At 54.2% G+C, this 26,493-nt stretch carries 16 protein-coding genes; 3 read left to right on the top strand and 13 right to left on the bottom strand.

Annotated elements, in window-relative coordinates; genetic code table 11:
• Nucleotides 1–319: 319 nt before the first annotated feature.
• From A6X21_RS19740 to nadA, 7 genes are all read right to left on the bottom strand, one after another.
• A complete protein-coding gene (locus A6X21_RS19740; RefSeq protein ID WP_068851602.1) occupies nucleotides 320–958 on the bottom strand; it encodes a histidine phosphatase family protein in 639 nt (212 codons plus the stop codon).
• 197 nt (nucleotides 959–1,155) lie between these two features.
• Complete coding sequence (locus A6X21_RS19735; protein WP_068851599.1) at nucleotides 1,156–3,750, bottom strand: PVC-type heme-binding CxxCH protein; 2,595 nt, start codon at nucleotides 3,748–3,750, stop codon at nucleotides 1,156–1,158.
• A 91-nt stretch (nucleotides 3,751–3,841) separates the two neighbouring features.
• A complete protein-coding gene (locus tag A6X21_RS19730; protein ID WP_068851596.1) occupies nucleotides 3,842–4,516 on the bottom strand; it encodes a suppressor of fused domain protein in 675 nt (224 codons plus the stop codon).
• Between the two features lie 134 nt (nucleotides 4,517–4,650).
• Nucleotides 4,651–6,024, bottom strand: a complete 1,374-nt coding sequence (locus A6X21_RS19725; RefSeq protein ID WP_131818456.1) for a hypothetical protein — start codon at nucleotides 6,022–6,024, stop codon at nucleotides 4,651–4,653.
• Between the two features lie 249 nt (nucleotides 6,025–6,273).
• On the bottom strand, nucleotides 6,274–12,465 hold the full coding sequence (locus tag A6X21_RS19720; RefSeq protein WP_068852287.1) for an MG2 domain-containing protein: 6,192 nt from the start codon (nucleotides 12,463–12,465) through the stop codon (nucleotides 6,274–6,276).
• A gap of 336 nt (nucleotides 12,466–12,801) precedes the next feature.
• Nucleotides 12,802–13,761 carry a glycosyltransferase family 2 protein gene (locus A6X21_RS19715; protein ID WP_068851591.1) on the bottom strand — a complete coding sequence of 320 codons (960 nt, stop codon included), beginning with the start codon at nucleotides 13,759–13,761 and terminating at the stop codon, nucleotides 12,802–12,804.
• A gap of 101 nt (nucleotides 13,762–13,862) precedes the next feature.
• Nucleotides 13,863–14,888: a quinolinate synthase NadA gene (gene nadA, locus A6X21_RS19710; RefSeq protein ID WP_205847504.1), complete on the bottom strand. Its 1,026-nt coding sequence runs from the start codon at nucleotides 14,886–14,888 to the stop codon at nucleotides 13,863–13,865.
• Nucleotides 14,889–15,022: 134 nt separating this feature from the next.
• Here nadA and A6X21_RS19705 point away from each other — a divergent pair, with 134 nt between their 5' ends.
• The 3 genes from A6X21_RS19705 (at nucleotide 15,023) to A6X21_RS19695 (ending at nucleotide 18,436) form a co-directional block, all read left to right on the top strand.
• Nucleotides 15,023–15,838, top strand: a complete 816-nt coding sequence (locus A6X21_RS19705; RefSeq protein ID WP_068851588.1) for a PIG-L deacetylase family protein — start codon at nucleotides 15,023–15,025, stop codon at nucleotides 15,836–15,838.
• Nucleotides 15,839–16,161: 323 nt separating this feature from the next.
• Nucleotides 16,162–17,793: a GIY-YIG nuclease family protein gene (locus A6X21_RS19700; protein ID WP_068851585.1), complete on the top strand. Its 1,632-nt coding sequence runs from the start codon at nucleotides 16,162–16,164 to the stop codon at nucleotides 17,791–17,793.
• Between the two features lie 118 nt (nucleotides 17,794–17,911).
• Complete coding sequence (locus tag A6X21_RS19695; RefSeq protein ID WP_068851582.1) at nucleotides 17,912–18,436, top strand: GNAT family N-acetyltransferase; 525 nt, start codon at nucleotides 17,912–17,914, stop codon at nucleotides 18,434–18,436.
• A gap of 40 nt (nucleotides 18,437–18,476) precedes the next feature.
• Here the strand turns inward: A6X21_RS19695 and A6X21_RS19690 are convergent, their stop codons facing one another.
• The 6 genes from A6X21_RS19690 to lepB all read right to left on the bottom strand — a co-directional run bounded on the left by A6X21_RS19690 (nucleotide 18,477) and on the right by lepB (nucleotide 26,299).
• Nucleotides 18,477–19,253, bottom strand: coding sequence for a 3-keto-disaccharide hydrolase (locus A6X21_RS19690; RefSeq protein WP_165603878.1), 777 nt, complete (start codon nucleotides 19,251–19,253; stop codon nucleotides 18,477–18,479).
• Between the two features lie 663 nt (nucleotides 19,254–19,916).
• Nucleotides 19,917–20,624, bottom strand: coding sequence for a hypothetical protein (locus A6X21_RS19685; protein WP_068851576.1), 708 nt, complete (start codon nucleotides 20,622–20,624; stop codon nucleotides 19,917–19,919).
• Nucleotides 20,625–21,027: 403 nt separating this feature from the next.
• Nucleotides 21,028–21,972 (bottom strand): sigma-70 family RNA polymerase sigma factor, encoded by a 945-nt coding sequence (locus A6X21_RS19680; RefSeq protein WP_165603877.1) that lies wholly within the window; start codon nucleotides 21,970–21,972, stop codon nucleotides 21,028–21,030.
• 369 nt (nucleotides 21,973–22,341) lie between these two features.
• Nucleotides 22,342–23,541 (bottom strand): FtsW/RodA/SpoVE family cell cycle protein, encoded by a 1,200-nt coding sequence (locus A6X21_RS19675; protein WP_068851570.1) that lies wholly within the window; start codon nucleotides 23,539–23,541, stop codon nucleotides 22,342–22,344.
• Between the two features lie 11 nt (nucleotides 23,542–23,552).
• Entirely contained in the window at nucleotides 23,553–24,341 is a 789-nt protein-coding gene (lptB, locus tag A6X21_RS19670) for an LPS export ABC transporter ATP-binding protein (RefSeq protein WP_013109392.1), read from the bottom strand.
• 98 nt (nucleotides 24,342–24,439) lie between these two features.
• Nucleotides 24,440–26,299: a signal peptidase I gene (gene lepB / locus A6X21_RS19665; protein ID WP_205847503.1), complete on the bottom strand. Its 1,860-nt coding sequence runs from the start codon at nucleotides 26,297–26,299 to the stop codon at nucleotides 24,440–24,442.
• Nucleotides 26,300–26,493 lie beyond the last annotated feature (194 nt).

Below are 26,493 nucleotides of genomic sequence, written 5' to 3'. Positions count from 1 at the left end.
TGTGGCATGGCCTTGTCAATTTTGATGTGCCAGGATCCCCAAAGATTTACGACAGATCGTCGCAGACAGACCCGCGCTACACCGCACTTGGCCACCAGACGTTGCCGCAATCGTCAAAGTCGCGACCCGACATGCGTCCTTCACCTCCAGCCTGACAGCCACGCAGCAAGTAGCAGAAACCAGTCCTGCCCCCTTTTCCTCCTCTCGCTCAACACCCGCGAGCTTTTCGCGAAGCGCATCAGCTTTACTGGGTAGCGACAGACGAACACATCGCCGAAGTTTCCCAATGGACCAGCATGGCACACCGTGCGGCGGCATCTTAGGGAGAGCCACATGACCACTCGACTTCAACAATTTCACCCGGCTTGGGAATGAGTTCCAGCCACGCGCGAACATCCCGTCCAAGTAACAGTCCACGGATGGCGGCAATGCAACCGCCGTGGCTCACAGCCAGATAGTCTCCATGAGCCGGAACCGACTGGCACCAGTCCCAAACTCGATCAGCAAACGAACGAGTGGTTTCACCTCCCGGCGGGGCAAACGTCTCCGGTTGGTCAATCAGGCCATCCATGGCAGCTCCCGTCGCGTCATAAATCGCAGACCACTGCTGGAGTTCCCACGCCCCAAAGTTTCGTTCCATCAAACGATGATCGATCTGCACAGCCTGGCCCATCTCCGCAGCCAGCGTATGGGCCAGCTTCGCACAGCGACTGAGTGGGCTGGAATAGAGCCCATCAAATCTCTTCTGTGAGGAAATATTCTGTGCGACCTGGAAGAAATCGTCTTGCCAGGTCTCATGAAGAGGAACATCGCTCTGGCCATAACAGATGCCGCGATATGAGTCACAAACTGTCGTGTGGCGAATCAATAGCAGTGACGGCATATCCCATACCCATCGCAGAACGTCATACCGAGTCGAGAGTCCATCAAGCCGGCTGGCCACTCGCTTTCGTGCCATGCTTGCAGCTCTGGGCAAGCATGTGTTTTCATCTTTCAACGCTCGATGTCCTACTCGAACCCCGTCATGCTCACCGGAAGCTGTTCTCAATGACACACATCGATTTTTCTGTCGATGTTGGAAGGCTTGGCAGGCGAGGGTGAAGTCGAGCATGCGGGTTAAGCTGAACCAGATGGTCTGTGGACCAGGGAGGTCGGCTATTTCAAGGTTTCCAGGTAGCTCAGCAGATCGCGGAACTCTTGAGGAGTCATTTGCTGAATCAGCCCTTTGGGCATCAACGATTCCCTCGAGACGGACTGCTCTTCGATCTGATCGAGCGGGATATCCGAGACCACTCCCTCGTGATTGCGGATTCGAATCATCCCTTTGGGTGAACCATCGGCCAGCATGCCGGTGATGGTGCGACCATCGCTCATTTCTAACGCGAGAGTGGCAAACTGGGGCGAGATTTCTCGACTGGGCTCGATGATGGATTCAGCGAGCTTCTGCCGGTTCATGGTGCGGGCAATCCCACTCAGATCGGGCCCGACATTTCCCCCTGCACCATCCACGCGATGACATTTCGCACAGGATGTCCCATCGGATGAGAAAAAGACGCGACGGCCCGCTTGATGGTCGCCGGGAGTGTTCCAATCGATCGAGGCTGGAGTGGTGGCTGGCTCGCCAGAAGCTGTGGCGATCTTGAGCTGTTCAAGGACATCGCCTCGTCCCGTCGATTGAAGCTTTTCAATCTTTCGAGCAAGTTCCGGCGCAGCAGCAATCTGTGGTCTGAGCACGTTTCGCAAAGTGCGAATGGCACTCGACTGAATTCGCGGATCTGACGAATCGAGCAGTTTCAGGATGGCCTGCGTAATCTCTGCTGATGACTGTGCCCCAGCATCTGCTGTCGTTGGGGGAGGCAAAATCAGACCGGCGAGAGCATCCAGACGCAGTTCGACCGGTAGAGATTCATCGACCGCAATGTTCGTCAGCAGTTTCTTTCTGGCGGGTTGACTGGCACGGGCCAGTGAGCGCACGGCTGCAGTACGAAGCGGATCGGATCCCTTGAGGACTTCCCGAAAAAACTCTTCGTTGAGAGCGGGATCATCAGGGTTTAAGAGTTCGAGAGCGAGTGCTCGGACCCCAGGATTTTGTGTGCTGTCGAAGAGAATCGGCTTCGCCAATGTCGCAGGGGGAGCCTTTTCAAACTCGGCTGGTGGCTGGCCGGAGATCATGGCACGAGCCGCCAGTGCCGCGAGAAAGAGATCTTTGGAGGATAAATCTCCTGCGAGCACCTGTTCGATCCATTTCTGGGCATCTGGCAGGCGATCTTCGGCCACGGCCTGTACCAGCAGCCGGCGAACAGAAGGATGCGGACTCGTTGCTGCCATCGATAGAACTTCGGGAGTCAGTCCTTTCTGCTGTCTCAATGCGAGAAACGCCAGTTCGGCGGCGTAAGGATTCGTGGCAACTTTCAGAGCCTGGATCAACTCCTGTGAAGGCTGTTTGGCCGATTCGACCAATCGACGACTGAAAACAAACGGATCTGCCAGACCGGAGGATGCAGAGGAACGGGGTGCACCCATGGCAACTGGAACATCTTTGGACGAAGTGGCCAGTTTGGGTGAAAGTTTCCATACGCGACCCTGCCCATGCAATTGGTAATCGCGTTTGACCCAGTCACTGAAGTAGACATTACCGGCGGCATCCTGCTGGATGGAAACGGGACGGAAATCTTCACCACCAATCACAATGGTTTTGAAATCGGCACCAAAGGAAGTTCCTCGTGGCTTGAGCATGTACTGTTCAATCCGATGATCACCCCAACTGGTGACGAGCAGTGTCTGGGCGAAGTCAGCAGGGAAACCTTTGCCTGAATGCACAATAATGCCCGAGGGGGCTTCACCAGTGCCGCAGACCATGGGGAGTGTGCCCGGAATTTCGCCATTCCAGGAGGTGAAAGGATGTGTCCCTTTGCGACCATTGCGAAAGCGGTAGCCGTAATCCCCCCCTTCGATGACGTGAAGTAATCGGCAAGGCGGGCGGCTGTCGGGATCGTTATCGACCGTGAACCAGTCGCCTGTTTGGGTGAAGGCGCTCGCATACGGATTCCAGAAACCTGTGGCGACCTGTTCGAGCCCATGGCCGTTGATATCGCAGCGATAGACATTGCCCCCTTCTCCGCCGCCTGCGATCACTTTTCCATCGGCCCCTTTGAGTTCATAAGAGGCCCCGAGGTTTTCACCGCAGCCAAAGATCAGCTTGCCTGAAGGATGCCAGGCGAGGCCTGAAAGTCCATTGTGCGGGTAGTTGCCCGCGGTCTCGAAATTGATCAAGACCAGGGATTCATCACATTTCCCGTCGCCATCGTGATCCTGACATTTAAGAATCTGAGATCGCGTGGCAATGAAGACCACGTTTCTGGTGGCTTCCCGGGCCAGCGGATCGCGTTCACCCAGCAGCAGACTCATCGAGTTTTTGAGGTCGTCTTTGAAAACGGTGAGAGGCACTTCGGTCGGTTGATCGGTTTTCCCCGAAGCCCGACTTTGCGGCTGAAAAACAAGCACTCGATCGAAAGGATGCCTGGAGTAACTGCCGGGACGAAAGTGGGTATTGTTTTCAATGACCCAGATGCGGCCTTGAGAGTCAACTTCGAGCCCGGTAGGAGTGGCAATGGCGGGTGAATCGAGAACGCATTCCAGTTGGAGGCGATCGTCGAGAACTCTGGGAGGAACCTCGGCGGCAGAGAGAAGCGGGAGCGAGATGATCGCGACCCAGAATGCGATCGCGGACCGAATGGTCACTGTGGGCATGCAAAAGCCTTCGCTGCAGGATGTGAATGCAGGGTGTTTCTCAGCATCATCCCGTTTCGGCCACGCGAAAACAATTGACCATGCTTTGATGTCAGTTGTTGCTGAACCACCAATCCTTCCAGCGGCTCCACGAACCAACCCCACGGACATCCTGGCTATCAACCACTGGCGGACGATCAAGGTCGGAGTAGGGGTAATAATTCGCGGCCATCAGCTTTTTGAGCAGCGCCTGCCCGCCATGCTGGCGGGCGTAATCCATTTCGACGCGATGAATCTCCATGATCAGCATGAGGCCGAAATCGGCATGAGCGTCTGTCATACCATAAGCGTCGAGAATCAGGCAGCGTCCGCCCACAACTTCCATTTCGCTCGGAAACTCGACCGTTTCAAAGGGATTGAGCTTCGCCTGTGCGCTATAAGGGGCCATCATGTTGAGAATGGCGTTGATCGTGAAGTGTATCTTCCCGAAGGGAGTTTCGGGCTTTTTGGCATCCTCGATCGAAAGATCATGGCGGGTGAACATCACGAATTCATAGTTGGTGAAGACATTGTTGGATGAGCCGTCACCGGGAGTATTCGAGAGTTCTTTGGTGGCAACGCCTGTTCCCGGAATGAGATGAGGGTAGTAATACAGGTCCAGCCCACCACCCATCCCATACGGGATGAGGGAGTGCATGACCATGTCATGCTCTTCGCCCAGCAATTCGACCATGCGGGCTGATTTCTCAGCATACCACTGGGATTCGATGCGACTTTCCTCTGCCATCAATCAGGCCCTTAACTCTAAGCAGAAAAACAGAACGTCGAGATTAGCCACAATCCCGACGTTCTGAGCAAGAAAAATCTGCGAATCGGCCAGGCAAGGGAGCACTGAAGATCCGACTTTCGTTGATTTTGAGGCTAGTGCTGACTGGCTCGACCTCCGATGGCAACAATCTTCGATGGGATCCCCCCAACATGCAGATTCGCGACGGTTTTGCGGTCAGCAATGGAGAAAACAGAGACTGTACCTTCGCCGGGATTCGTGAAAAATGCACGACGACGGTCTGCATCAAAGTCGAGAGCATGATGGCCGCTGTGACCTTCAACCCGCGACTTTCCAACGTCAAATTCCTCAGCCACCTGTGCATCATTCCATTGGCCATCACCATTGGGGTCGAGTTCTAACAGCGTCAGACGATTGGGAGCATCGACCGAAGCCGGGTGATCGTGAAAAATGAATGCCAGTGGAGAACCTTTCCTGGGCTTTAAGAAATAAGGTCCTACAGCACGATTCCCCTCGGCAAGTGCGAGAGGGATTCGAATCCAATCGGGATCGGATTTGGATGCGTCAATCAAGCCTAGAGCTGATTCCTTCCCGCTGCCGGTCGTAAAGGCGACGTATGGCGCAAAGGTCGTAAACGAGCCTGTTCGGAGGGGCTTGTTATCCATTTTGCCAAGGGAAATATGGTGAATGGCCGGCGGATCTTTGTGGTCGGAATGCCAATTGGAGGCATCAACCCAGCAGATGCCGTCGGCCGGTGCGAAAAAGACTTTGTTGTGAAGAGTCGTGGCTCCGTGAATTCCACCCGATGGCAGGTTGAATGACGAATCGACTTTTCTCGAAGAGCTATTCACAGGTGTCACGTCGACGCGGCCTTTATTGGGCCCCTCGCGATCAATCCAACTGGAGAAACCAAGAGACTTGTTGACGACCGCGAGAGTAATATGGCCACCGCCACCTGGAATGAACTCGGCTTTTTTGCGGATGGCCTCCTCGTTGTCCATGGGCGAGATTGAGGATGGATCGATCCGTGTGTAGCCATTCATGCGGTCATTGGCGAGATAAAAGACATCTTCATAACAGTAAAGATGTGCAGGGTTCCCTTGTTTCTCATCGAGGAGGCTGGCACGCACGCGAGGTGCATGAGTGTAGTACCAATGGGAATGATCTCCATGCTCTTCTTCGACAACACCGGTATCGATCAGAACCCAACCGCTTTGAAAACTTCCGTCTTCATCATCACGAACACCGACGAGCAGGAAGCCGGCAGCGGCTTCCATCTGTACCAAAGTCTGTTGTTCAAGTTTTAGCTTCGGAAACCCGTCGACTAATGCCGGTTCCGTCAATTGGATGGAGTCACCGACTTTGACATCCGACCATTTCAATTCATGAGTTTCATCATCCTGAAAAAAAATACGTGTGGCAATTCTTGGCTCAGCAGCTTGAGCCAGGGGTAAACAAGAACCATTCACCACAAACAGCAAGGCAATGGTCATAAGAGTACGAGTCATGCGATCCCCCTGATTGACGAGCGATATTGAACACCAGACTTTTACCGCACACGCTTTCTATTTGCAACCAGTTTGCAATTGACTGGCAGGTATGAATCCGGTGGAGGAGCCGAGAAAGCCAACGCGAAGGACGAAAAAACACCCAGGTGACGATCTGAAATCGCCACCTGGGTGTCTCCAACCTGCCTCGTCGTTATCAATCTGAGAAGACCGACCAGTCGATAGGAATGGCCAGAGAATGAACGGCCTTTAATCGACAATCCGCAATTTGAACTCATCGGAGTTGCCGCGAAGTTCGGGGGCGTACATGGCGTGTCCGCGAGCAGGCAAGGCACTGAATTGTCCCGGGATTTCCGCTCTCAGACGATAGCTGACCTGGTGCCTGCCACGTGGCAACAAGCGGACGAAAAAGGCGACGCGTTCATCGCGGAATTCGACAAATGCCCCCAGTTCATTGCCTGTATAGCCACTGCGCAGATCGACCGCTTCACTTCCAGCGGCTTTGAGATCTTCAAAGAGCAGATACTCGTAATCGTTCTTGGTTTCGATGATCAATTCGACTTCGAGAAGATCACCACTTTTCAGTTCATCGAGACTGGCCAGGGGAGTCTTCTTGAAGCCGGCCTCATCGACTGATTGTGCAGCACCGGTTTGTGTGGGACGGACTCCGTCTTTCACAATCGGATCGAGCCGATAGAACTTGCGATCGACTTTGACTTCTAATCCCACCGCTGGAATGGGATCTTCCAGAGAGAAATAACTGACATCGACATTGAAATAGACCGGCCCCTCCCCTTTGCGGCGGAATTCGACGCGATGAGCCCCTGTGGTTAACTCGTCACCAGTGACCAGCAGGCGCGTCTGGGCTGTGAAAAGGTTCTCTTTGGAGAGAGCGACTTCCTGGCGCAGCTTGCCATCCAGCCAGACTTCGACAGTCATCTGAGGATTGAGTTCACCCGTCGCTTTGAGATATTCGACAAAAGCTTCAACAACGAGTGCTGTATCTCGCGTGCTGTTCCAGTAGGTGGCATGCCGCCGATTGTTGAGCAGGTACTTGACCAGCCGGGGAGCGACCTCGCTTTGGGGATTGGTGCGTACGAGGAGTTTGAGATATGTGGCCATCGCTTCGATATCGCTCCCATGCCAGAGCCACCAGCGACTGCCAGCGGGAAGTCTAAGAAACGCTGTCTCGTTCGACGCATCCTGAACAACGAACTGACCGATGTTTTCCTGCAGCATGGCCAGTTGTTCGGCCCGACCTTCGGCATGCAGTGCCAGAGCAAACAGACTCATGGAATAGACCGACAGATCGACTCGATCGCGGTAGAGAAACTCCCGCATTTCCGCTGAGAACTGCCCGGTTTCACTCAAAATCGAGTAGACCAGTGCATCGGTATCATCGGCCTTCGCTTTATGCTCACGCGCTTCCTGGGGAAGTTTCAACCGGCGGAGTTCTCCTGCCTGATAGCTCTGCAACCAGGCAATGCCACGGGCTAATGATTCTTCGTTGACAGGAGCTTCGTTGTCTTTGGCGAGGAGCAATCCATGCACCACGACAGCGGTGGTGTGTGGCCACGAACGTTCACCAAAGCCACTGAACCAGCCCCAGCCGCCATCGGAAAGTTGCATCTCGACCAGTGTCTCCAACCCTTCCCGGCTCATTTTGGCCACTTCGGCTTTGTTGAAGACGGGCTCGCGGTCAAAGCGCTTCCAGCGAACGGCTCGTTCATCCGGCCCGGCAGCTTCCTGAGGATTGAGCTGGCTGCGTTTGGCCGCAATCTCCTCGAGAGACAGATTCATCGACAGCAGTAATCGCTGCGTGGCGAGCGTGGGCAGAAACCGGTTGAGTGTCTGCTCAGTACAGCCATAAGGAAACTCGACAAGATAAGGGAGCGCGTCGACAATCGCACCTGCCAGAGTGGGCGAGTAACGAACATCGAGAACAGCCGTTTCGGGCCGGCGCTCGGCTGGCAATTTGAACTCGACAGCCAGTGAATCAACCCCGGGCTTGAGTGTCCCGGCGAATGGTTCCTGCCTGGGGGCACCATGGACGTAGACCGGGAATTTCATCTGAGTCGCATCGGATTCTCTGGTTGATCGAGCCATCATGCGGATGGTGGCTGTCCCTTCGCGAACGACTTTGACCCGCCAATCAACACGGACTTCGGCTTGACCATCGATTACGACATCTGCAACCGCAGGTGTGAGCAACTTGAGGGTATCACCCTCGAACTCAATGCTGACCTGCGCCGCAAGAGCCTCTGCGAATTCGTTGCGAACGTTGGCCGAGAGCACCACTTCATCTTTTTCAACGAAGAATCGAGGTGCCTGCAGGCGGACAATCAGGTTCTTGCGAGTCACGACCTGCGAAGTCGCTTCGCCAACTTGAGCCTGTGGCCCCATGGCCCAGGTGCGGAGCTTCCAACCGGTGATGTTCTCCGGCATCTTAAACTTGACGACAGCGCGGCCCGATTCGTCGGTGATGATCGAACCATTCCAGAAGGCGGTATCGGCGAACTCCTGGCGAATAGTAACCGGGGCGGCATTGGCTTCATTAATATCGAGTGCGACGGAATCGGCAATACTTTCAGCGACTTGAGATTTCGCCATGGGGGCGGCCATAGCAGCAGCCATCGGGGCACCGGGCGCACCACCACCTCCACCAGCCATCGCAGAAAACAGTCTTTCATTTCCATCGGCAGCACCACGACGAGCGCCCAGACCACCGCCAAAACCCTTTCTCAAGACTTTGTCATCGACATCCATGTTGCCAAAGATGCCGATCGGTTGCAGGACGACCTGATAGGGCTTGCGGGCAGGGAACGACGTGCGCGAAAGATTGTTTTCGTTCTGAGGAGTGTGAGTACGCTTCCAACTCCAGAAGAATTCGCGAATGTCGCCTGAGAGTGGGCCACCGGCAATTGCATCAATGCTGCGGTCGTAGACCGAGAGTGCGAGTTGACCCACAAATGGCTGACCCAGTTTATCTTTGATTTCAAGCGTCGCTTGAGCTTCACTTCCTGGCAGATACTCGACCTGTGAGGGAGTGATTGAAACGTCGAGAAGTTTTCCAGCGGGTGGGACGAAAATTTCCCGCACAGCCGAGTGAACAACACCTGCAGAGACCGTGATCGCTTCGACGAAAATGTTGGGGCGATCGGCGGCATCGAGCGGTATCGGGATCAGCATGGTCTGACCCACCAGTTGCTTAACTTCCACTTTTCCGCCCACGCCATTCGAGGAACGCAGGAAGACGAGGACCGTGGAGTTGGGCTGATTTGTGGAGACCATCAACTGCACAGTCTCGCCGGGTGCGTACTCTCTGCGATCGGTCGTGAGTTCGAGATCGCTGAAGCGGAAACCACCAGGAGCAACATCTTCCCCACGGACAGTGAAAAGATAGGCCCCTTCGACCGTTTCCATTTGGGCTTTGTCCGTCGCGCTGGGAATCTGTGCGAGGTAGGCCAGTCGATACTGACCAGCTTTCGCAGCGACAAACGACTGCTTCGCCAGACCATCCTCGCCACGCTTGGAGGCCCATTGATCGACCTTTGTTTCCTGCGGAGTGCCATCTTCGGCATAGCGCACTGAGTAGAGTGTGAACTGACCTTCACCAGCAAAGGGAACGCCTCCCGGTTGTGTGATCATGGCCGTGGCCTGAACAGTATCGCCAGCTTGAAAATAGCCGCGATCAACCCAGACAGTCACCTGCAAAGGTTGTCTGGTCACAAGCACAGAACCATTTCCAGAGACCATGCGCCGTGAGCCATCAGTCACTTCGGCCTGAATGGTGTATTTGTGATCCGTCTTGCCAAAAAGTTCTTTGGCAATGGCGGTATCAATCTCGATTTCATACGTCCCATCGGCTGAGAGGGGCGCTTCGCCAGAAGCGACGAGTTCTGGTGCTTCGACCTGGCGCGGCCACCAGCCGCGAACTGGGCCTAAGCAACCCCACCGTTCAAAACCGGGGTACCAGGTGGCATCGGTCGCGAACCACCACGCACCGCGTCCATAAAGCCAATCCCAGGGAGTAATCGGAAAGAAGCGATCTTCCGAGGCCTGACGTTCAATCTTGTAGCTGACAGTTCCCTGCGAAACGGGTGACCCAAAGTAATACTTGGCAGTAATTTTGGCTTTGAACTTCTGCCCGAGACGAGTGGGAGTTTCAGGGCCATCGACGAGAACTTCGAATTCAGGCTTCTTATATTCTTCCACACGGAAGCGGCCCCAATCCGAATTTTCAACTTCGACTGCATATTCGCCCAGTGCGGCATCCGAGGGGAGTTCGTAATCGAATTCCACGCCGCCAAATCGATCCATCGCCAGTTGTTTTTCAAGAACGACTTCACCTTGAGGCTTGCGCAGACGGATCGTCAGTGGCTGACCTTCAGGTGTGACTGCGGCCCGAACCTCGGCATAAGTTGCTAACTGCTGCCAGATCTTGAGGTGCACCGTTTGTGATGGACGATAGACCGGTCGATCCGTAACAACGTAAGACCTCTTCCGTTCTTCCTGCTCCATGCTGCGCTGGCCATACCAGTAACCTTGCAGGCCGAGTTGAGCCGATTGTCCCGCGGGTGTTCTGGTGCTGACAAACCACTGGTAATCCTGCATTTCATCGCGAGGAAAGCTGGCAATTCCCTGGGCGTTCGACTTGCCAGTGATTGTTTTCGTCTGCACGTTCGCACGGCGGCCCTTTTCGTCCCACTGTTGCTTCCAGCCGAACAATTCAAGAGAGGCATCAGCGACAGGGGCACCGGTGGATGCATTGGCAACGAAATAGAGCGGGCCGGCATCTTGAGCTTTGCGTACCAGAGCGAGATCGTTCAGCCACAGAATGATCTGATCCTGATTGCCACCTTCCATGGTGACCGTGATCAGGTAAGCGCCGGCCGGGAGCTTGGGAACATCAACCTCGACGAGGCTGTCGCGATGCTCGGGGCGAGGGACGACAACCTGTGACCATCGGGCAACTGAAGGACCCACAAATTTTTTCTGGTCGCCGGTCACAATCGAGTAACCAATCTGGTCAGGATTCAACGCTGACCAGTCGACATTTCGCGGATTGGTTTTGAGAACGCTCTGAGCCTCCCGAAAGAGTTCAGCAACCCGAATGGGCTCGGCAACAAAGGAGATGTTTTTGCCATTGCGGTAGCGAACGCTGAGCTTGGCGCTGGTCCCTGAAATCTGAGAACGGGCAGGTTCGAGGGCGAGCCAGTTGTTGACGATCTGTTCCAGATGACTCTTGGCGTTCGGCGATTTGGGATCCTGTTTGAGGAGTTCCCGCCACTCGGCAGCGGCCTGAGGATACTGCCTGCGATTCTCATAGGTAATGGCCAGTAACTCGCGGGCTGTCCGGGCGATACCTGTGTTTTTCCCATCGGCCAGCGTCTCGTAGGTCGTGAGAAAAGCGTAGTCGTCGCGAAGCTGGAATCGACGGATGCCATTGGCCAGGCGTGCGACCGTTTCATTGGGAGCTAACGTTTCGAGCGAAAGTATCGCACCAGTCTGGCCTTCTTCAGTGGGATCGGGGAGGCGGAACCAGCCACGTGAACTGAGAGTCTGCACGCCGAATTGTGACTGAGCAAATTGTGCAAACTCCAGATCGACGCGAGGGCCTTCACTGGGGAGGATCTTTTTCTGTTCAGCTAATAGCCAGCGGTAACGCTCACCATCGGACTTCGCTGCCGCCCAGCTTTCCGGAATCGAGTAGTACAGTGGCTGGCCATGGGGAGTGACAGGAGCATCTGACGATTCCCCACCTCGAAACCAGATGGGAACTTCTTCAAATTCGGGCAGGAGATCGAGATTGGTAAGTGTCTGCAATTGCCACGCCTGCTGATCGCTGCGATTGGCAGTCAGGGCATTAACCATCTGCTGGAGAATATCGACGCGTACTTTAGGCGGATTTTCGGGGGCCAGTTGCCAGGCCTGGTTGAGCAGTTGCAGTGCCCGCACCCGGTCACGGTCATCTGTCCAGACCGTCTTGCCACGGCCATCACCATTCCCGCGAATGAACTCGTTCGCAATCATCTGCCCGTTCGACGGGAGTCGCTGATAGGACTCTCCAGCAGCCGCCAGAACCTGATAGCTTTTCGCATGATTGGCGATGGCCTTTTCCAGAAGCTCATCGGCTCGCTCGATACGACCTAATCGCTGCAGACAATCCAGCATTTGAGGGAGCCAGAGGCTGATCTGTGCTGGATCGGACTCTGGATTCGAAAGCTGAGGCTCGATGAGTTCCAACGCTTTGAGAAAATTCCCCTGTTTGATGAGCTCTTTGGTTTGTGAAACTGTGGCTGGGCCGGGCTGTTTCTCGGCCATAACGAATCTCCAACCCAGTGTTAAATCGGCGATGAAGGTGATACAGGCGACGAGCACACACAGAGCGGCCCAGCGCTGGCCTGACCAAAGCACCTTAACGATGGCATGATGTTTCATAGCAGTCTCTTCTACAGAGGTCGACTGGGCTGTGGCTGATGGATGGCTGCTGATTTCTGTTCGCTGATCTGTTTTCAAAAAACTTTTGAAGAAAGAACACACTGGCAGTGGAATCGAGCAGAAAGGAGTTGATTGGAAATCGGAATTGAGAATCAATGCTTACGTGTCGGGCAGACGAAGCCTTTCACCACGGATTTTCCGTGTCGATCATTCCCAAAGTAGATGTCGAACGACTCCCGAGAGTTCCCAGAATCTTTGAAAGGATCACAAAAGGCTGTTATTGGCTGCCTGAATAACGATGGCAAGCAGAATTTGATGAACTATGTGTCAAAGGGCTTAGGACGTATGCTCAATTCGTTCAGCCACGCTGTAGCCGTCGCTTTCACGGCTGTTGAAATGGACAATCAGTTCGGCAAGAAACCCGAGTGTCATCGCCTGGGCACCCAGGACAGCGAAGGCCAGCGAGTAGGCCAGAAGTGGTCTCCCCCCAATGGGCGTTGCGGGCCAGGTTTGCAGAATGTTCATCAGAAACCATTCCATGGCAAGCCAGCAAAGGCCGGCAGCCCCGACGCCGAAAAGCATTAATCCCGTGGCTCCCAGAAGATGCTGGGGGCGTTGGCGATAGAACGACAGAAAGGAAACTGTCAGCAGATCGAGAAAACCGCGTGTGAAGCGGCGAAACCCATACTTCGAATGGCCATGCTGCCTCGAGCGGTGATGGACTTCGATTTCCGTCACTTTGAAGCCGCGCATGTGAGCGAGGACCGGAATAAATCGATGCAGTTCGCCATAGAGTCGGATTTCGCGGGCGACTTCGGCGCGGAAGAGTTTGATGCCGCAGTTATGATCGTGCAGACGAAGGCCCGTCAAGCGGCTGACCATCGCATTGAAGACCCATGAAGGGTAGACCTTATGCCACGGGTCCAGCCGCCGGATCTTCCAGCCGTTAACGACATCCCAGTCGTCTCCCAGAGTTTCGAGAAAATGCGGGATTCCCGCAGGATCGTCTTGAAGATCGGCATCGAGCATCATCATCAGTTCGCCACGGGCGGCATGCATGCCCGCACTCAGAGCGGCGGCTTTACCAAAATTTCGACGGAAGCGAATGCCCCGCACGCGAGTATCTTGCCGGGAGAGATCGCGAATGGTGGCCCACGAAGCATCCCGCGAACCGTCATCGATAAAGAGAATTTCGCTGCCAGAGGGTTGCCCGTCGAGAACGACAGAAAGCTCGCGATGAAGTTCCGCGAGACTTTCGGATTCGTTGTAGACGGGAATGAGAATCGACAGCCGCATGCAGTGGGTTACCCGGGAGTTGAGACGTGATTGGCAGACAGGAGCCTGCCCTGGGCTAAAGTGGTGCATTTCGTCGGAACTTCATGCACCCTACCAAGAAATCAGGGTTTGGCGGGCTCTAAAAGGCTGCGGCGTAACACTTCCTGGGCATTGGCGAAAAATGGCTGCCAGACAATTTCTGGCTGCATATCCCGCAGTGCATCACGCACTTTCTGCAGTGTGTTTCGCGCCATGTGGGGGCAGCGATTGCAGGCACAGGTTTCGCCCGTACTGGTCATGATGCCGGGGACGGGGATGAACGTGTGCTGCGGGGCGATCTTCTGCAGTGGATGAATCATGTTCGCTTCGGTCGCAACCAGGAATGTCGTCGGCTCGGCAATCGCAGCGACATGCCGGCGCATCTTCTCGGTCCCACCAATGACATCCGCATGCTCAAGCACGTTACGCGGGCATTCCGGATGAGCCATGATAATGGCCTGCGGATTGTTCCGTTTGGCACGCAGAAGGTCTTGAATGCTGAAAACTTCGTGCACCATGCAGGAGCCGGGCCAGAGTATCATCTTGCGGCCAGTGACTTCGCTTAAGTAGCGGCCCAGATGCTGGTCGGGAACAAAGAGAATTTCTTTGTCAGCCGGTACTCGATCGATGATTTCGCGGGCGTTGCCACTGGTCACAATCCAGTCGCAAAGGCTTTTGACAGCAGCCGACGTGTTGATGTAAGCGACGGTCTGAATATCACGGCCAGCGGCCCGCAGCTCGTTCTGGAAACGGGCGAGAGCTTCCGGCTGGCAGCTTTCGGCGAGCGAGCATCCCGCTTGAAGATCAGGCATGAGGACCGTTTTTTCGGGGCTGAGAATCTTGGCCGATTCACCCATAAAGTGTACGCCACAGAAGACAATCACCGGATTGGTGATTGAAGCGGCATCGCGAGCGAGTTTCAGGCTGTCGCCGGTGAAATCGGCAATCTCCTGCAGATCACCATCCGTGTAAAAGTGAGAGAGGATGGCGGCGTTGCGCTCTTTTTTGAGTGCCTCAATCTCATCCATGAGCTCCAATGGATCTTCCGCGATCGCATTGGCAAAATGAGTCACAGGCTCGCCCGGATTCTGAATGACTGGCAAAGACATGTTCGGCGCTTTCAACTCATGAGCAGTTTGAGACAATCCCGGCTGGCTGATCTGTAACGTCACTGTAACGCTTCAACTCGTTACGATTTTATTCCGCGTCGTTTTCTTCAATACAGTTTAATGAGGATTCCCCAGTGAATCGACCCCTCCGCATTCTGGTGATTGGTGCCCACCCGGACGATTGTGAACTCAAGGCGGGTGGAATCTGTGCATTATACCGCCAGGCGGGCCATGAGGTGACATTTGTTTCGGTCAGTTGCGGGAATGCGGGACATCATCGGTTGAAGCCCCGGGAACTCGCCGAAGTGCGAAAAGCCGAAGCCGAAGCCGTCGCCCGGCTGATGGGAATTGGCTACATCATCATGGGCCAGAATGACGGCGAAATTCTCCCCACGCTGGAACTGCGTCAGAAGATGATTGCGCTGATCCGGCGTGAGCAGCCTGATCTGGTTCTGACACACCGGCCCAATGATTATCATCCAGATCATCGAGGGACATCGCAGGTGGTGGCCGATGCCGCGTACCTGCTGATTGTGCCGAACATCGTTCCCGAAGTCCCGGCACTGCGCGAGAATCCGGTCATCATGTACCTGTCGGATAACTTCCAGAAACCGACACCCTTTGAGCCAGCCGTCGTGGTCGATGTGACGCCGGTTTTTGAATCGATTCTGGATCAGCTCGCGTGCCATGCGTGTCAGTTTGGTCAATGGTTGCCCTACACGATGCTCAAACCCGAAGTGGAGGGAGCCGCCGCCATCAGGCAGGCAGCTCAGGATTTTTACGAGGGATTCAACGGACCACTCGCCAGTCGTTTCCACAAAGAGATTGAAGCAACCTATGGACCCGAGAAAGCCGGGCAGGTTCAGTTCATCGAGGCCTTTGAACCCTGCGAATACGGAGCCCCCCTCACAGCAGAAGCGAAAAAGCAACTGTTTCCCTTTTTGCCGTAGGGAATCGTTGATACCAACCATTGTTGCGTGGAATTACGCCCTCTTTTGTACTGGCGCGTGGCCGGTCGTTTTCAATTCGGTTTTTTCAATTGTGACGCGCTGAACAATCCTTGATCGAATCGAGTTATCGGAATTCAAGCTGTCGAAATACTTGCCTTTGTATTGAAGTAAGGCATTTCGTGTTGCTCTCGGTTCATATGATGCCCTTGGATTGGCTGACAATTAACATTGAGCTCCATTTTTCACGTGCAGCAGGCACTTCTACTGCCTAGATTACCACTAAGGTCTGTCGTGAACGTTTGCTTCAAAGCTGGAGTGAGTGAATGAGTCTTTGGGAAGTCGTTGCTGGAACCAAGAAAGGTGGTCCCTTCACTCGCGTACAGCTTGAACAACTCTCAAAAAGCAATCGCTTGTCGGCAAATGCCTTCGTTCGAAATCAGGAGCTCAGTAATGACTGGAGCCAAGTCATTACGATTGATTGGCTCAACTCACAACCGGAACCATCCGAGGTTCGCTACTGTGCAGAATGTGACTGCCGGCTAGTTGTGTCTCAAATTCCTAGAGAGAAGCAACTCCACTGCCCAAACTGTGAGGCTACCGGCCAATTCATCAGTTTCGGACAACAATCCCCTCCTCTATTGGAAGAAAATATTTCTGAACCATGGGGAAGGTTCGATGTCATTATCTTTGCTGCCGCTGCCGTCGTGATATTGGCAGGAGTTGTCGGTGCGTTCGCCATATTTTTTCAGCCAGTTCTCGCGGTTCTTTTCGCTTTTATCCTGCTGGCAAGTGGAGGAGCTCTATTCGCAATTACATTTGAACATAGAAGTCGATGTGACAAATATTTTCGTCATCTCACAAAAGTTGAAACGTTACTTGATCAACGTTCTGCAGCACTCAGGCTTGCCCACACTGAGTTGAATACACTGAAGCGAAATCTTGATCTCGCCAGGAAGGACACGATTGACCGTGTTCATCAAGAGTTTGAGATTGAACGCGAAAAGATTACAGCACTTCGCGCTAAGGCTGAGCAGGACGCTGCCGCTGTTGATCGAATCGCCGATGAATACTTGAAAAACGTCACTGAATGGTGGTTACAGAAACTCACTGGCGAAAACTTCGAACTGACCAAGACTCGAATATTGAAGGCGATTACTTTTTGCAGAAAGTGCGGTTATGAAATCTCGCCAAGTCGCGAAAAGGAGGAAGTGAACAAACTCAAAGACCAATATAAGTTGGTCATACGTCGTGAGCACGAGAAAGCTGAACAGAGGCGAATCAAGGAACAAATTAAAGAGCAGCAGAAAGTTGAAAGAGACTTAAAAAGAGAAATGGAACGTGCGGCCGCTGAAAAGCAGGTCATTGAACGAGCGATTGAAGAAGCTCTTCGACGTCAAGGAAATGAACACTCGTCTGAGATTCAAGCTTTACGTGCGAAACTCGCCGATGCGGAAGCTCGCGGGATCAGAGCCAGGGCTCAAGCTGAGATGACAAGAGTTGGGCATGTGTACGTGATTTCCAACATCGGTTCTTTCGGAAAAGACACTTATAAAGTTGGTCTTACACGCCGTCTTGACCCCAATGACAGAGTCAAAGAACTTGGAGACGCTTCCGTACCGTTCCCGTTTGACGTGCATATGATGATTTTCTCAGAAGATGCTCCACGGCTGGAACATACGCTCCACCGTGCGTTACACCGCCATCGAATCAATCGAGTTAATTTTCGAAAAGAATTTTTTAAGGTCGATCTACAGACCATTCGAGATTTAGTTGAACAGCATCATGGACGAGTGGAATACACGCTTGATGCCGAAGCTATGCAATACTACCAGTCATTAGAAACTTCAGACAGCGACCTGGATTTCTTTGCTGAGGTTGCCGAGGACGAAGGGCTTGAAGACGACGATGATGACGCTGATGGACTCGACGAAGTGATCAGCAGTGATGATCTGTGATCTCTACATCAGATTTACTTTCATGTCGCAATTCGAAAATCTTCTATGTAGGCAAACATTTTTATCAGTATTCTTGAGATAACGTATTTTGATAGATCAATTTGCTTTTCCTATCGATATGACCTGTTCGCTGGTGGGGCCGACGGTGGTGCTGCGGCCGATTTGTGCGGAGGATTTTGAGCCGCTGTATGAGGCGGCGGCTGATCCACTGATCTGGGAGCAGCATCCGGATCGTCAGCGCTATCAGCGGGAGCCGTTTCGACAGCGATTTTTTGAGGGAGCGCTCGCTTCCGGGAGTGCCTATGTCGTTGTTGACCAGGCGAGTGGAAAACTCATCGGCTCCTCCCGCTTTTATGAATGGAATCTGGAAGCGAGAGAAGTGGCGATCGGTTTCACATTTCTGTCGCGCAGCCATTGGGGAGGTGTGACCAATGGCGAAATGAAGCGACTGATGCTCGACCATGCATTCACCTGGGCCCAGGTCGTCTGGTTCCATATTGGTCGCGATAACTGGCGTTCACGCAAGGCAACGGAAAAAGTGGGAGCCGTCTTCTCCCATGAAGCCCCTAAAGAATTGAGCGGCATCCTGGTGGACTACACCTTTTATCGGATCGATGCCGACAATTACCGCAAAAGGTCTTAGAGTTCGTAAAGATCCACAATTCCGCACGCGAGATGCCGGATTATGGCAACACGAGAATGCGGAGATTGGCGAATTCGACAGGAAAACCTTCCGCCTGCAAGCCGATAGGCCCACTGCTGAGAAAATTGGGCTCGGACGTGGTGATCTTTTCGCCATTGAGCAGCACCGTGAGAGCGCCGCCTTGAGAGATAACCTCCAGCGAATTCCACTCATGGGCTGGTCGAATCACTTTCTGCTGCAGTTCTTTGTCGAAGGTTTGTGTCGCTTTGGCAGCACCGCCATTTTCTTTGACGGTGCCCAGATCGACGTACTTTCCCTGGACTTCCATCGAAAGGGGCCAGACCTTTTGATCGCCCGTGATATAGACGAGAACGCCTGTGTTTTCTTTGAGTGGTGAGGCGGATGACAACAAAGCGGCAGGAAATCGCAGATCATAGCGCAGACGGAAATTTTCAAAGGTCTTTTGCGTGTAAAGGTAACCTTTGGGAGTGCCAGTGCCGCGAATGATGGGCCCGTCTTCGGACCAGCCACTCGCCGCGTTGTCGCCACTGGTCTCGGGGAAAGTCAGAAAGTCGGCTAAGGCGAGCCGCTGCTCGTCAGGTTCCAGTTCAATGACCGGTGCGGGCAACTGTGGAGCCGGAGTCGCTGTGGGGAGAGTTTCTGCAGACTGAGTGGTCTCAGACTTTACAGGTGCTGAGTTTTGAGCACAGCCGCAAATGCCCCATAGGCAAATGACCAATATGAAGAGCAGCAGGGCCAGGCGGGTTCGCAGATTGTCGGTCGGCAAGTGCTGGAGAGAAGCGGTCGCGGAGCGCATGGTCATACCCGTGGATTGGCCAGAATGTTCAAGCAGGTTCAAAAGCCCGAATCATACAAAGAATGACTCGGAATCGTTAGGCCTGACCTTGAAGATCTGACGCGACGGATGACCTGTGGAAGGGGAAAAGCCCCTCGCCCGGCCGTCTTCCGACATGAGGAAAGCGTGGGTTTCTTACTCCTTCTCCCGTTCCGATGGGAGAAGGTTGGGATGAGGGCGATTCCGAACGTATTTGGGGATCTGTCCACGACCAACCTCATCGCAAGATGCTTTTCGTCATCGCTATCTGACAAACAATCGGCGCTCCCGCGAGTGCCTCAGTGACTGATACACATCCATCGGCAAGACCCTCACCCGGCCTCCGGCCACCCTCTCCCACACAGACGCGGGCGAGGGTTTCTTACTCCTTCTCCCGTTCCGACGGGAGAAGGTTGGGATGAGGGGAACTCGCCCGTATTCGGCGAACAATCCACCAGTATCTTCATCGCAGGTTGCTCTGGATCTTTGGTTACCGGGAGACACTTAACGCACCTCTGGTAGCCCAGGTGACTATTGCACATCGATTGAAAATCTTCTCCCTGCCTCTCTCGCGAAGACGCGGGCGAGGGTTCTTGAGAGGCGGTTTCCTCTTGGAGAGAGTCGGGCCTGAGAGCCGAGAGAACTTCAGGGGCTCTTGCGAGGCTCAGTGGATAACGCCTGCTCGACGACATAGCCCGCGGGCATGAGCGTCTGGTGATCGTTCGAGATCGTACCACCAGCGGGAGTGACTCGATTCTGGGGAGGCAGCGATGCTGCTGGTTTTGATGGGGGAACCAGTGTGAGCAGTGTCGGGCCCGAGCGAGTTCGCGTGTGCAGCACCACTTTGGGGAACGATTGTTCTTTCGACCAGGGGGCAACTTCAATCTGGCGGACAAACAGGCGAAGATCTTCATCCCGGGGGATGCCGACCAGAGACCGCTGGTCATCCATTCGCCACTGGCAGAGTTGATGGAGTTCTTCAAAGCGGATTTCGCCCGAAAGTTTTTCGAGGAGATCGACCACATGTCCGGGGAGTGGTTCGCTCGTTGACCAGCGAATTCGCTCCAGCTCGGTTTTGTTCCACGAGGTGCGACCAATCGAGGCTTTGGCGACTTCTCGTAAACGCTGTTCCACCTCTCTTTCGAGGGGAACGACGGGATTCAAAACGACGGGCTCCTGCACGGCAGACAAACTTTGGGAATGTGCTGGTTGTGCCGGGCGAATGGTCAAGGCATCGGTCTGCGCCATGGAACTGGTGACGCTGCTCAGACCATGGATCAGCATGGTGATGGCAACCACAAAACGGGATGGCCAGACAATGGCAGATTCTCGACGTTGGCACTGGGCGAACATCGGTCGGTCTCCGAATTCAGCGGTAATTGACGGGAATACTCAGTTTGACAGAACGTCAACAGGGAGGTAGAGGCGGCGGGATGACGTGGTATAGCAGCGACATCAATTTCGGGATAGAGCAAGTTCTGCCCGATCCTGCTGCTGCATGGCGCTGCGACATCAAGCGAGGGGCGAAAAGGTAGCTAGGTAAGAAGGCAAGATAGGAAAAAGGCAAAAAGTTACCTCCCGGGAATCCAAAGCAATGGTGGTTTCCCCGGGAGGCAGATTCTCGTTGAAAGAAGTTTCACGGACAATAACAGGGCATGATTGGTTGTGAAGACATGCTTGCCCATAGCTGCAAGCATGGGACAAGGAGCAATCTCAATTCATGGAACGCGTAAGACATTCCGTGTACAGAAATCACTCAGGCCTGAAACAGTTCCACAAGCACTGGCTTCTGCTCGGCGTAAAGTTTCAACTTATCGAGAGCCTTAAGCACGATCTGCCTGACGCGTTCTTTGCTCAGACCAATTCGCCCGGAGATCTCGGAGAGTGACTGGCCGCGAGGCTGGCCATCGAGACCAAACCGGGCAGCAATGACGGCTCGCTCGCGCTCCGACAATGTTTCCAGAAGTGATGTCAGTTCGCGCTGGCACGCCTCTTGAGACTCTCCAGGCTGCGTTTCTGCAGGACTGCGGAAGTCTTCGAACTGCTCAAGTGCTTCATGGATGTAAGCCGTCGTGTGTTCGTTCCAGGTCTGCACCTTTTTGAAGTGGCGATGCATCTGATTGCGGACAGCCCACGTAGCATAAGTGCTGAAGCGATTTCCCAGACTAATATCAAACAGCTCCACCGAACGGATGAGAGGCATCACCCCTTCAGAAACCAGCTCGGCAAGCTGTTCAATCGATCCACAGCATTTACGAGCCAGAGCCACGACAAGCCGCAGATTGGCCTGAACAATCTGGTTGCGAGCTGTGATCGATTTATTCAGCCAGAGATTGTACTGAGCAAAATAGGCATCGCTTGCAGGAGATTTGGCGAGCTTTTTACGGGCAGCTTCAGCCTGGTACCGGCAGAAGTTCATCCACAAGAAGAGATAATTTTCTTCATCCGGGGCCAGTAGACGAGACCGTGCAAAAGCGGGCAAAAGTGCTCCTGCCGTCGTCGCATGAGAGACAGGTGCGGCACTCAGCGAGTCAATGGTGAGTGGCTTCAACTGTTCCAGTTGAGCTTCGGCCTTTTTGCGTGCGAAAAGTGGATGATCCACATAGGCCAGGGGTGGAGGAATCAACCGCTGGGGAGCCACCGGACGTGGTGCTCGAACCGTTGTTTTGTTCTTGACGGCTGTACCTGCGGATGAATTCAAAGATTTGCAGATTCGCTTTTCAGACACGAGGGTCGAAAGGGAGAGTTCCTCTGTCAAACTTTGAGATTTGCTGGCGATTCTGCCAGAAACTTTCGTCGCAGCAGTTGCCGATTTCGATCTGGCTGTCTTTGATCCCGAGTGAGACTTCTTGCTTTTGCTTCTGGATCTTTCCAAAGTTGCAATCATGTCAAACCTTTAATAGCAGCCGATTAGTTGTTCGGACAAGTGATCCTGTCCAACGAACCGCAGTGCGACTTGAGGTTTAACTGCTGAACTCCAGTAAAATTGTGGATGACAATTTCTGGCGAGAAAAATCGTTCCCTGCTCGCAGTGCCCACCGTTTGATAAGCATCCCGAAACACGGGGGCATTAACTCACGGAGGCAGCATTCAAATCCTTGAACATGAACGATTCGGATTGAATTTCTGATCGTCCGTTCAAGTCGATGTTGACCAGCATTGCCAGAGCGAGACTGGTGGCCACCAGACTGGAACCACCATAGCTCATCAGGGGCAGCGTGATCCCCGTGATTGGCAGTAATCCGACAGCCATCCCCGTGTTGATGATCATTTGTGTGATCAGAAGCACAGTGATCCCCGTGGCGACTAATCGCCCATAAGGCTCTTTGCATCGCTGCGAAATCTGCATGCCCTGCATCAGGAAGATCGCATAGAGTGCAACCGTCGCCAGAGATCCTCCCAGTCCAAACCGTTCTGCCACCATGCAGAACACAAAATCGGTCTGCGCGGCGGGCAGGTGATAAGCGGCTGGTTCTTCAAGCACCTGTCCCTGAATCTCACTTCCCCAGACGCCACCAAGTGCAATGACCTGCTTCGCCTGATGCTGATGATAGCCGTCACCCCGCGGCGATGGCCCACCATCAGTCTGATTGAAAAGTGCCGTCACCCGTGAGCGTTGCTCGGCATTCATCTTCTGCCAGAAGAAAGGCATCAGACAGGCAGCCAGCAGCATGACAGCCAGCAGATGCCTGGCCCGGGCGCCCGCAACAAACAACATACTGAAAAGGACGGGGATGAAGAGCATGGCCGAGCCAAGATCTGGCTCCAGCAGGATGAGTGCCACAGGGAACAGCATGACGACAAAGGGGACCACGAGACCGCGCAGTGTGCGATGGTTATCGCGGTACATCAGGTAATGTGCCAAAGCCATGATGAAGGTGAGTTTGGCCATTTCCGAGGGCTGGAAATCGAGAATACCTAACGGAATCCAGCTTCGTGCCCCATTGCGAGGCGGCATGGCGAGTACCAGCACCAACAGCGGCAAAGAGGCCACAAAGAGCCAGTCACTGAATCGCTTCCAGCGGGAGTAAGGAATGGCCACGACGAGAGCAAACGCAATCGCTGCCGGAATGAGCCAGACGACCTGCCGCTCGTACCGGGGTGTGACATTCTGCAGTTGATCAGCCCGGGCAATCCCACAGAGACCCAGGACGACAAGACCGAGAGCACAAGCCAGGAGAATGAGCGACGGATGCGAGAAAAAGCCCGTCACCGAAAACGAACTTCTGCTGGTCGACGAAACATCGCGTCGGATTGTAATGCCAGCCATGACGACCTTTGTTACGCAGCGCGGCGTTCTTCGAATTGCCCGGCCTGAAAGATCCCTTTGCTTTCGATAATCGACTTGGCGTCAAAGCGACTCCCGAAGTAATAGCGCTGGGCGTCCGGGTCATTCAGAACCTGTTCCGCATCGCCACTGCAGAGAATGCGTCCACCGAAGACAATGTAGCTGCGATCGGTAATCGTCAACGTCTCCCGTTCGCGGTGATCGGTGAGGAGTATCGATATCCCGGAGTTCCGGAGTTCGGCAATGATATCCTGAATACTGTTGATCGTGACCGGATCAATCCCGGTGAAAGGTTCATCGAGCAGAATGAGATTGGGGCGACTGGCCAGACAGCGGGCGATTTCCAGCCGGCGGCGTTCCCCACCAGAAAGCGTGGATGCGATCTGATGCCGCTTTTCGGCAATGCCAAACTCATTGAGAAGTTCGTCGCAGCGGTAATTTCGTTCTTTGGCCGTGAGGGGCATGAATTCCAGGACAGCAATCAGATTCTGATCGACAGTCAACTTGGTAAAGATGCTCGTGTCCTGCGGAAGATAACCCATCCCGGCCTGAGCCCGCCGATAAAGCGGCCAGTTGGTCACATCGATGCCATTGAACATGACCTTGCCGCGAGTGGGTGTGACCAGCCCGCACGTCATGCGGAAGCTGGTCGACTTCCCGGCCCCGTTGGGCCCGAGCAGACCAACGACTTCACCGGGATTCACATGGAAGCTGACGTCCGCCACAGCCAGCTTGCGCGGGTATTGCTTGACGAGACCTGTGCATTCCAGCAGTTTGGGCATCTGATCCTCCTTGATCCGATGTCAGTTTAGCCTGATCGTGTCGAGCCGTACAGATGACGTTCGCCACCCGAGATGAGGGAACCTTCTGGCCAGTGCGCTTACCGGATGCGCGTCCAGCGCCACCACTGGGGATAGAAGGGGATGGAGAACCTGGGATAGTTTTCGACATCCGGGTTTTGGGCTTTGTTGACCTTATGATAGAAAAATGGCAGCGGTGCATACCCTTTGCCATCGTTCATGAAGGGAACACCATGCGGCCAGAAAATACTGAACGCCTTGCCCACCAGAGCTGAGCCAGGGACAGCATGCCGGCGGTCGGCACCACGAGTATTCGACCATTGTCTGGCATCCTGACTTCGCGGTGAGTTATCCCCCATCATGAAGTATTCGTCTGCTCCCAGAGCCGGAAATTCGGCGGCAAAGGCGTGGGCTTCGTACTCGGCTCCCCAGGCGAGCGGATCGCTCAAAAGTGCTGCCAGACGACCAGGGCTTGAATACTCAGTGAGCGAAACTGCTGTAACGGGATAGGCCAGTCCGTCACTCAGATCGCGGTCAGCCCGGTAATAAATGTCGCGGAAGATGCGGAGCTCTTCGACATCCACTTCGCGACCCTGAGCAAAAATCCCAACCGGAGAAAGGTCTCGCAATTGCGGGCCATAAAGAGCCGGTGGTGCATAGGTCGTCTCGGCATCGAATTCGACCAGTTGATCGTTGATCCAGACGCAGAGCCTTTGATCGAAATTGGCAAACTCCAGATTGAACCACGAACCAGTCGCCACGACAGGACTTTTGCTGCGGGCAATGGGGCGAAACGCCTCTTCGCCGGCCAGTTCATCGGACATTCTCAACGTGACGTAACCATCGGTTCCAATCACACACTGATACACCCGCACGCCACGTGTGAGTTCGATGATCACGTTCGCATTCTCGTTCCCCTCTTTAGGAGGGCCCAGTCGGAATTTCCCCGTCACCGCGATGTCGCCGACCCAGTAAGGATCAGGTTCGCCACGCTGCCCATTTCCCATCGGGGCATAATGGTTGTAGGAGCAGAAATCGGCGATCAACTGAGGCTTCGCGGGGAAGATCATCGGCTGATTTTCCACGGCCTGATTCCAGGCTTCGGGCGTAGGAAGATAATGCCGATACCTGAGCCATTTACCAGATTGAGAGTCGTTCCCGGTGATCGAGAAGGACCTGGCTTTTCGATCGGCTTTCCACCCGGCGGGATCTTCCTTCCAATCGGCTGGGGAAACATCGTTGGCGGGAATTTCCACACCCTGCCAGCGTTCGGGCCAGCCGGCATCGATGAGAACCCGTGGTGCTTCGGTGTCGTCGTAAACTGATTGCTGAATAACGCGCTGCTTGTTGGGATCGTCCTTGCGAGCGATCTTGTATTCGCCATCCAAGCCGGGACGCACGTAGATATCGCCACGCCAGACGCGGAGCATTTCACCGGGAAGACCCACCAGACGTTTGATGTAGTTGGTCTCGGGCTCTTCGGGGAACTTGAAGACAACCACATCCCACCGACTGGGTTTAGCGAGCTCGTAAGTCCATTTATTGACGAGAATCCGATCACCGCTGAAGACCGGGCGGTCTTTGACATCGTTCTCAAAGCGGCAATTGGGGCAGGTCGCCGTTTCGATCCGCATTTCGAGAGAGCCATTCGAGCGATTGAGTTCATCGCTGGCACCAATGGCGAATTGATGGCTGCACTGGCTGCACGTCACCTCTTTGCAGCGGCCATACAACGTCGGCGCCATCGATCCGGTGGGAATGACAAACGCTTCGGCCAGAAACGTACGCAGTATAAAGGCCAGAATAAACGCAAAGGCAATCGATTCAATGACTTCCCGCGTATCATTGCCAGAGCGGACGCGCGTCTTCGCCTGGGGAGCGGCCATTGAAGCCGGCTGAACTGCGACTCCTTTACCAAACCAGGTACTCTTCGCCGTCAATCCCATTAAAACCTCAAATCTGAAGCGGTTCGCTGCGACAGGGACGCATTTCTCGATGGCCGGGAAAACGCCTCACCCTGGTACCATACCCAGATTACGTTCCCGACGACCATCTCGTGAGAATGAAGACACGGAGTCTACTCGAAAACCAGCGATGGGGAGAAGTCAGACTTGATGCGTTTGTTCAGTGGTCG

The organism is Planctopirus hydrillae, assembly GCF_001707835.1.
Lineage (GTDB): Bacteria > Planctomycetota > Planctomycetia > Planctomycetales > Planctomycetaceae > Planctopirus > Planctopirus hydrillae.
Note: the sequence above shows the minus strand (reverse complement) of the source record. Positions and strands in the feature narration are given on the sequence as shown.

Excerpts from the sequence above, each read along its gene's own strand:
- A6X21_RS19720 (WP_068852287.1), bottom strand. The coding sequence starts at position 12,465 with ATGAAACATCATGCCATCGTTAAGGTGCTTTGGTCAGGCCAGCGCTGG.
- A6X21_RS19685 (WP_068851576.1), bottom strand. The coding sequence starts at position 20,624 with ATGTTCGCCCAGTGCCAACGTCGAGAATCTGCCATTGTCTGGCCATCC.
- A6X21_RS19690 (WP_165603878.1), bottom strand. The coding sequence starts at position 19,253 with ATGCGCTCCGCGACCGCTTCTCTCCAGCACTTGCCGACCGACAATCTG.
- A6X21_RS19700 (WP_068851585.1), top strand. The coding sequence starts at position 16,162 with ATGAGTCTTTGGGAAGTCGTTGCTGGAACCAAGAAAGGTGGTCCCTTC.
- A6X21_RS19715 (WP_068851591.1), bottom strand. The coding sequence starts at position 13,761 with ATGCGGCTGTCGATTCTCATTCCCGTCTACAACGAATCCGAAAGTCTC.
- A6X21_RS19675 (WP_068851570.1), bottom strand. The coding sequence starts at position 23,541 with ATGGCTGGCATTACAATCCGACGCGATGTTTCGTCGACCAGCAGAAGT.
- nadA (WP_205847504.1), bottom strand. The coding sequence starts at position 14,888 with ATGTCTTTGCCAGTCATTCAGAATCCGGGCGAGCCTGTGACTCATTTT.
- A6X21_RS19735 (WP_068851599.1), bottom strand. The coding sequence starts at position 3,750 with ATGCCCACAGTGACCATTCGGTCCGCGATCGCATTCTGGGTCGCGATC.
- A6X21_RS19730 (WP_068851596.1), bottom strand. The coding sequence starts at position 4,516 with ATGGCAGAGGAAAGTCGCATCGAATCCCAGTGGTATGCTGAGAAATCA.
- lptB (WP_013109392.1), bottom strand. The coding sequence starts at position 24,341 with ATGCCCAAACTGCTGGAATGCACAGGTCTCGTCAAGCAATACCCGCGC.
- A6X21_RS19725 (WP_131818456.1), bottom strand. The coding sequence starts at position 6,024 with ATGACTCGTACTCTTATGACCATTGCCTTGCTGTTTGTGGTGAATGGT.
- A6X21_RS19695 (WP_068851582.1), top strand. The coding sequence starts at position 17,912 with ATGACCTGTTCGCTGGTGGGGCCGACGGTGGTGCTGCGGCCGATTTGT.
- A6X21_RS19740 (WP_068851602.1), bottom strand. The coding sequence starts at position 958 with ATGGCACGAAAGCGAGTGGCCAGCCGGCTTGATGGACTCTCGACTCGG.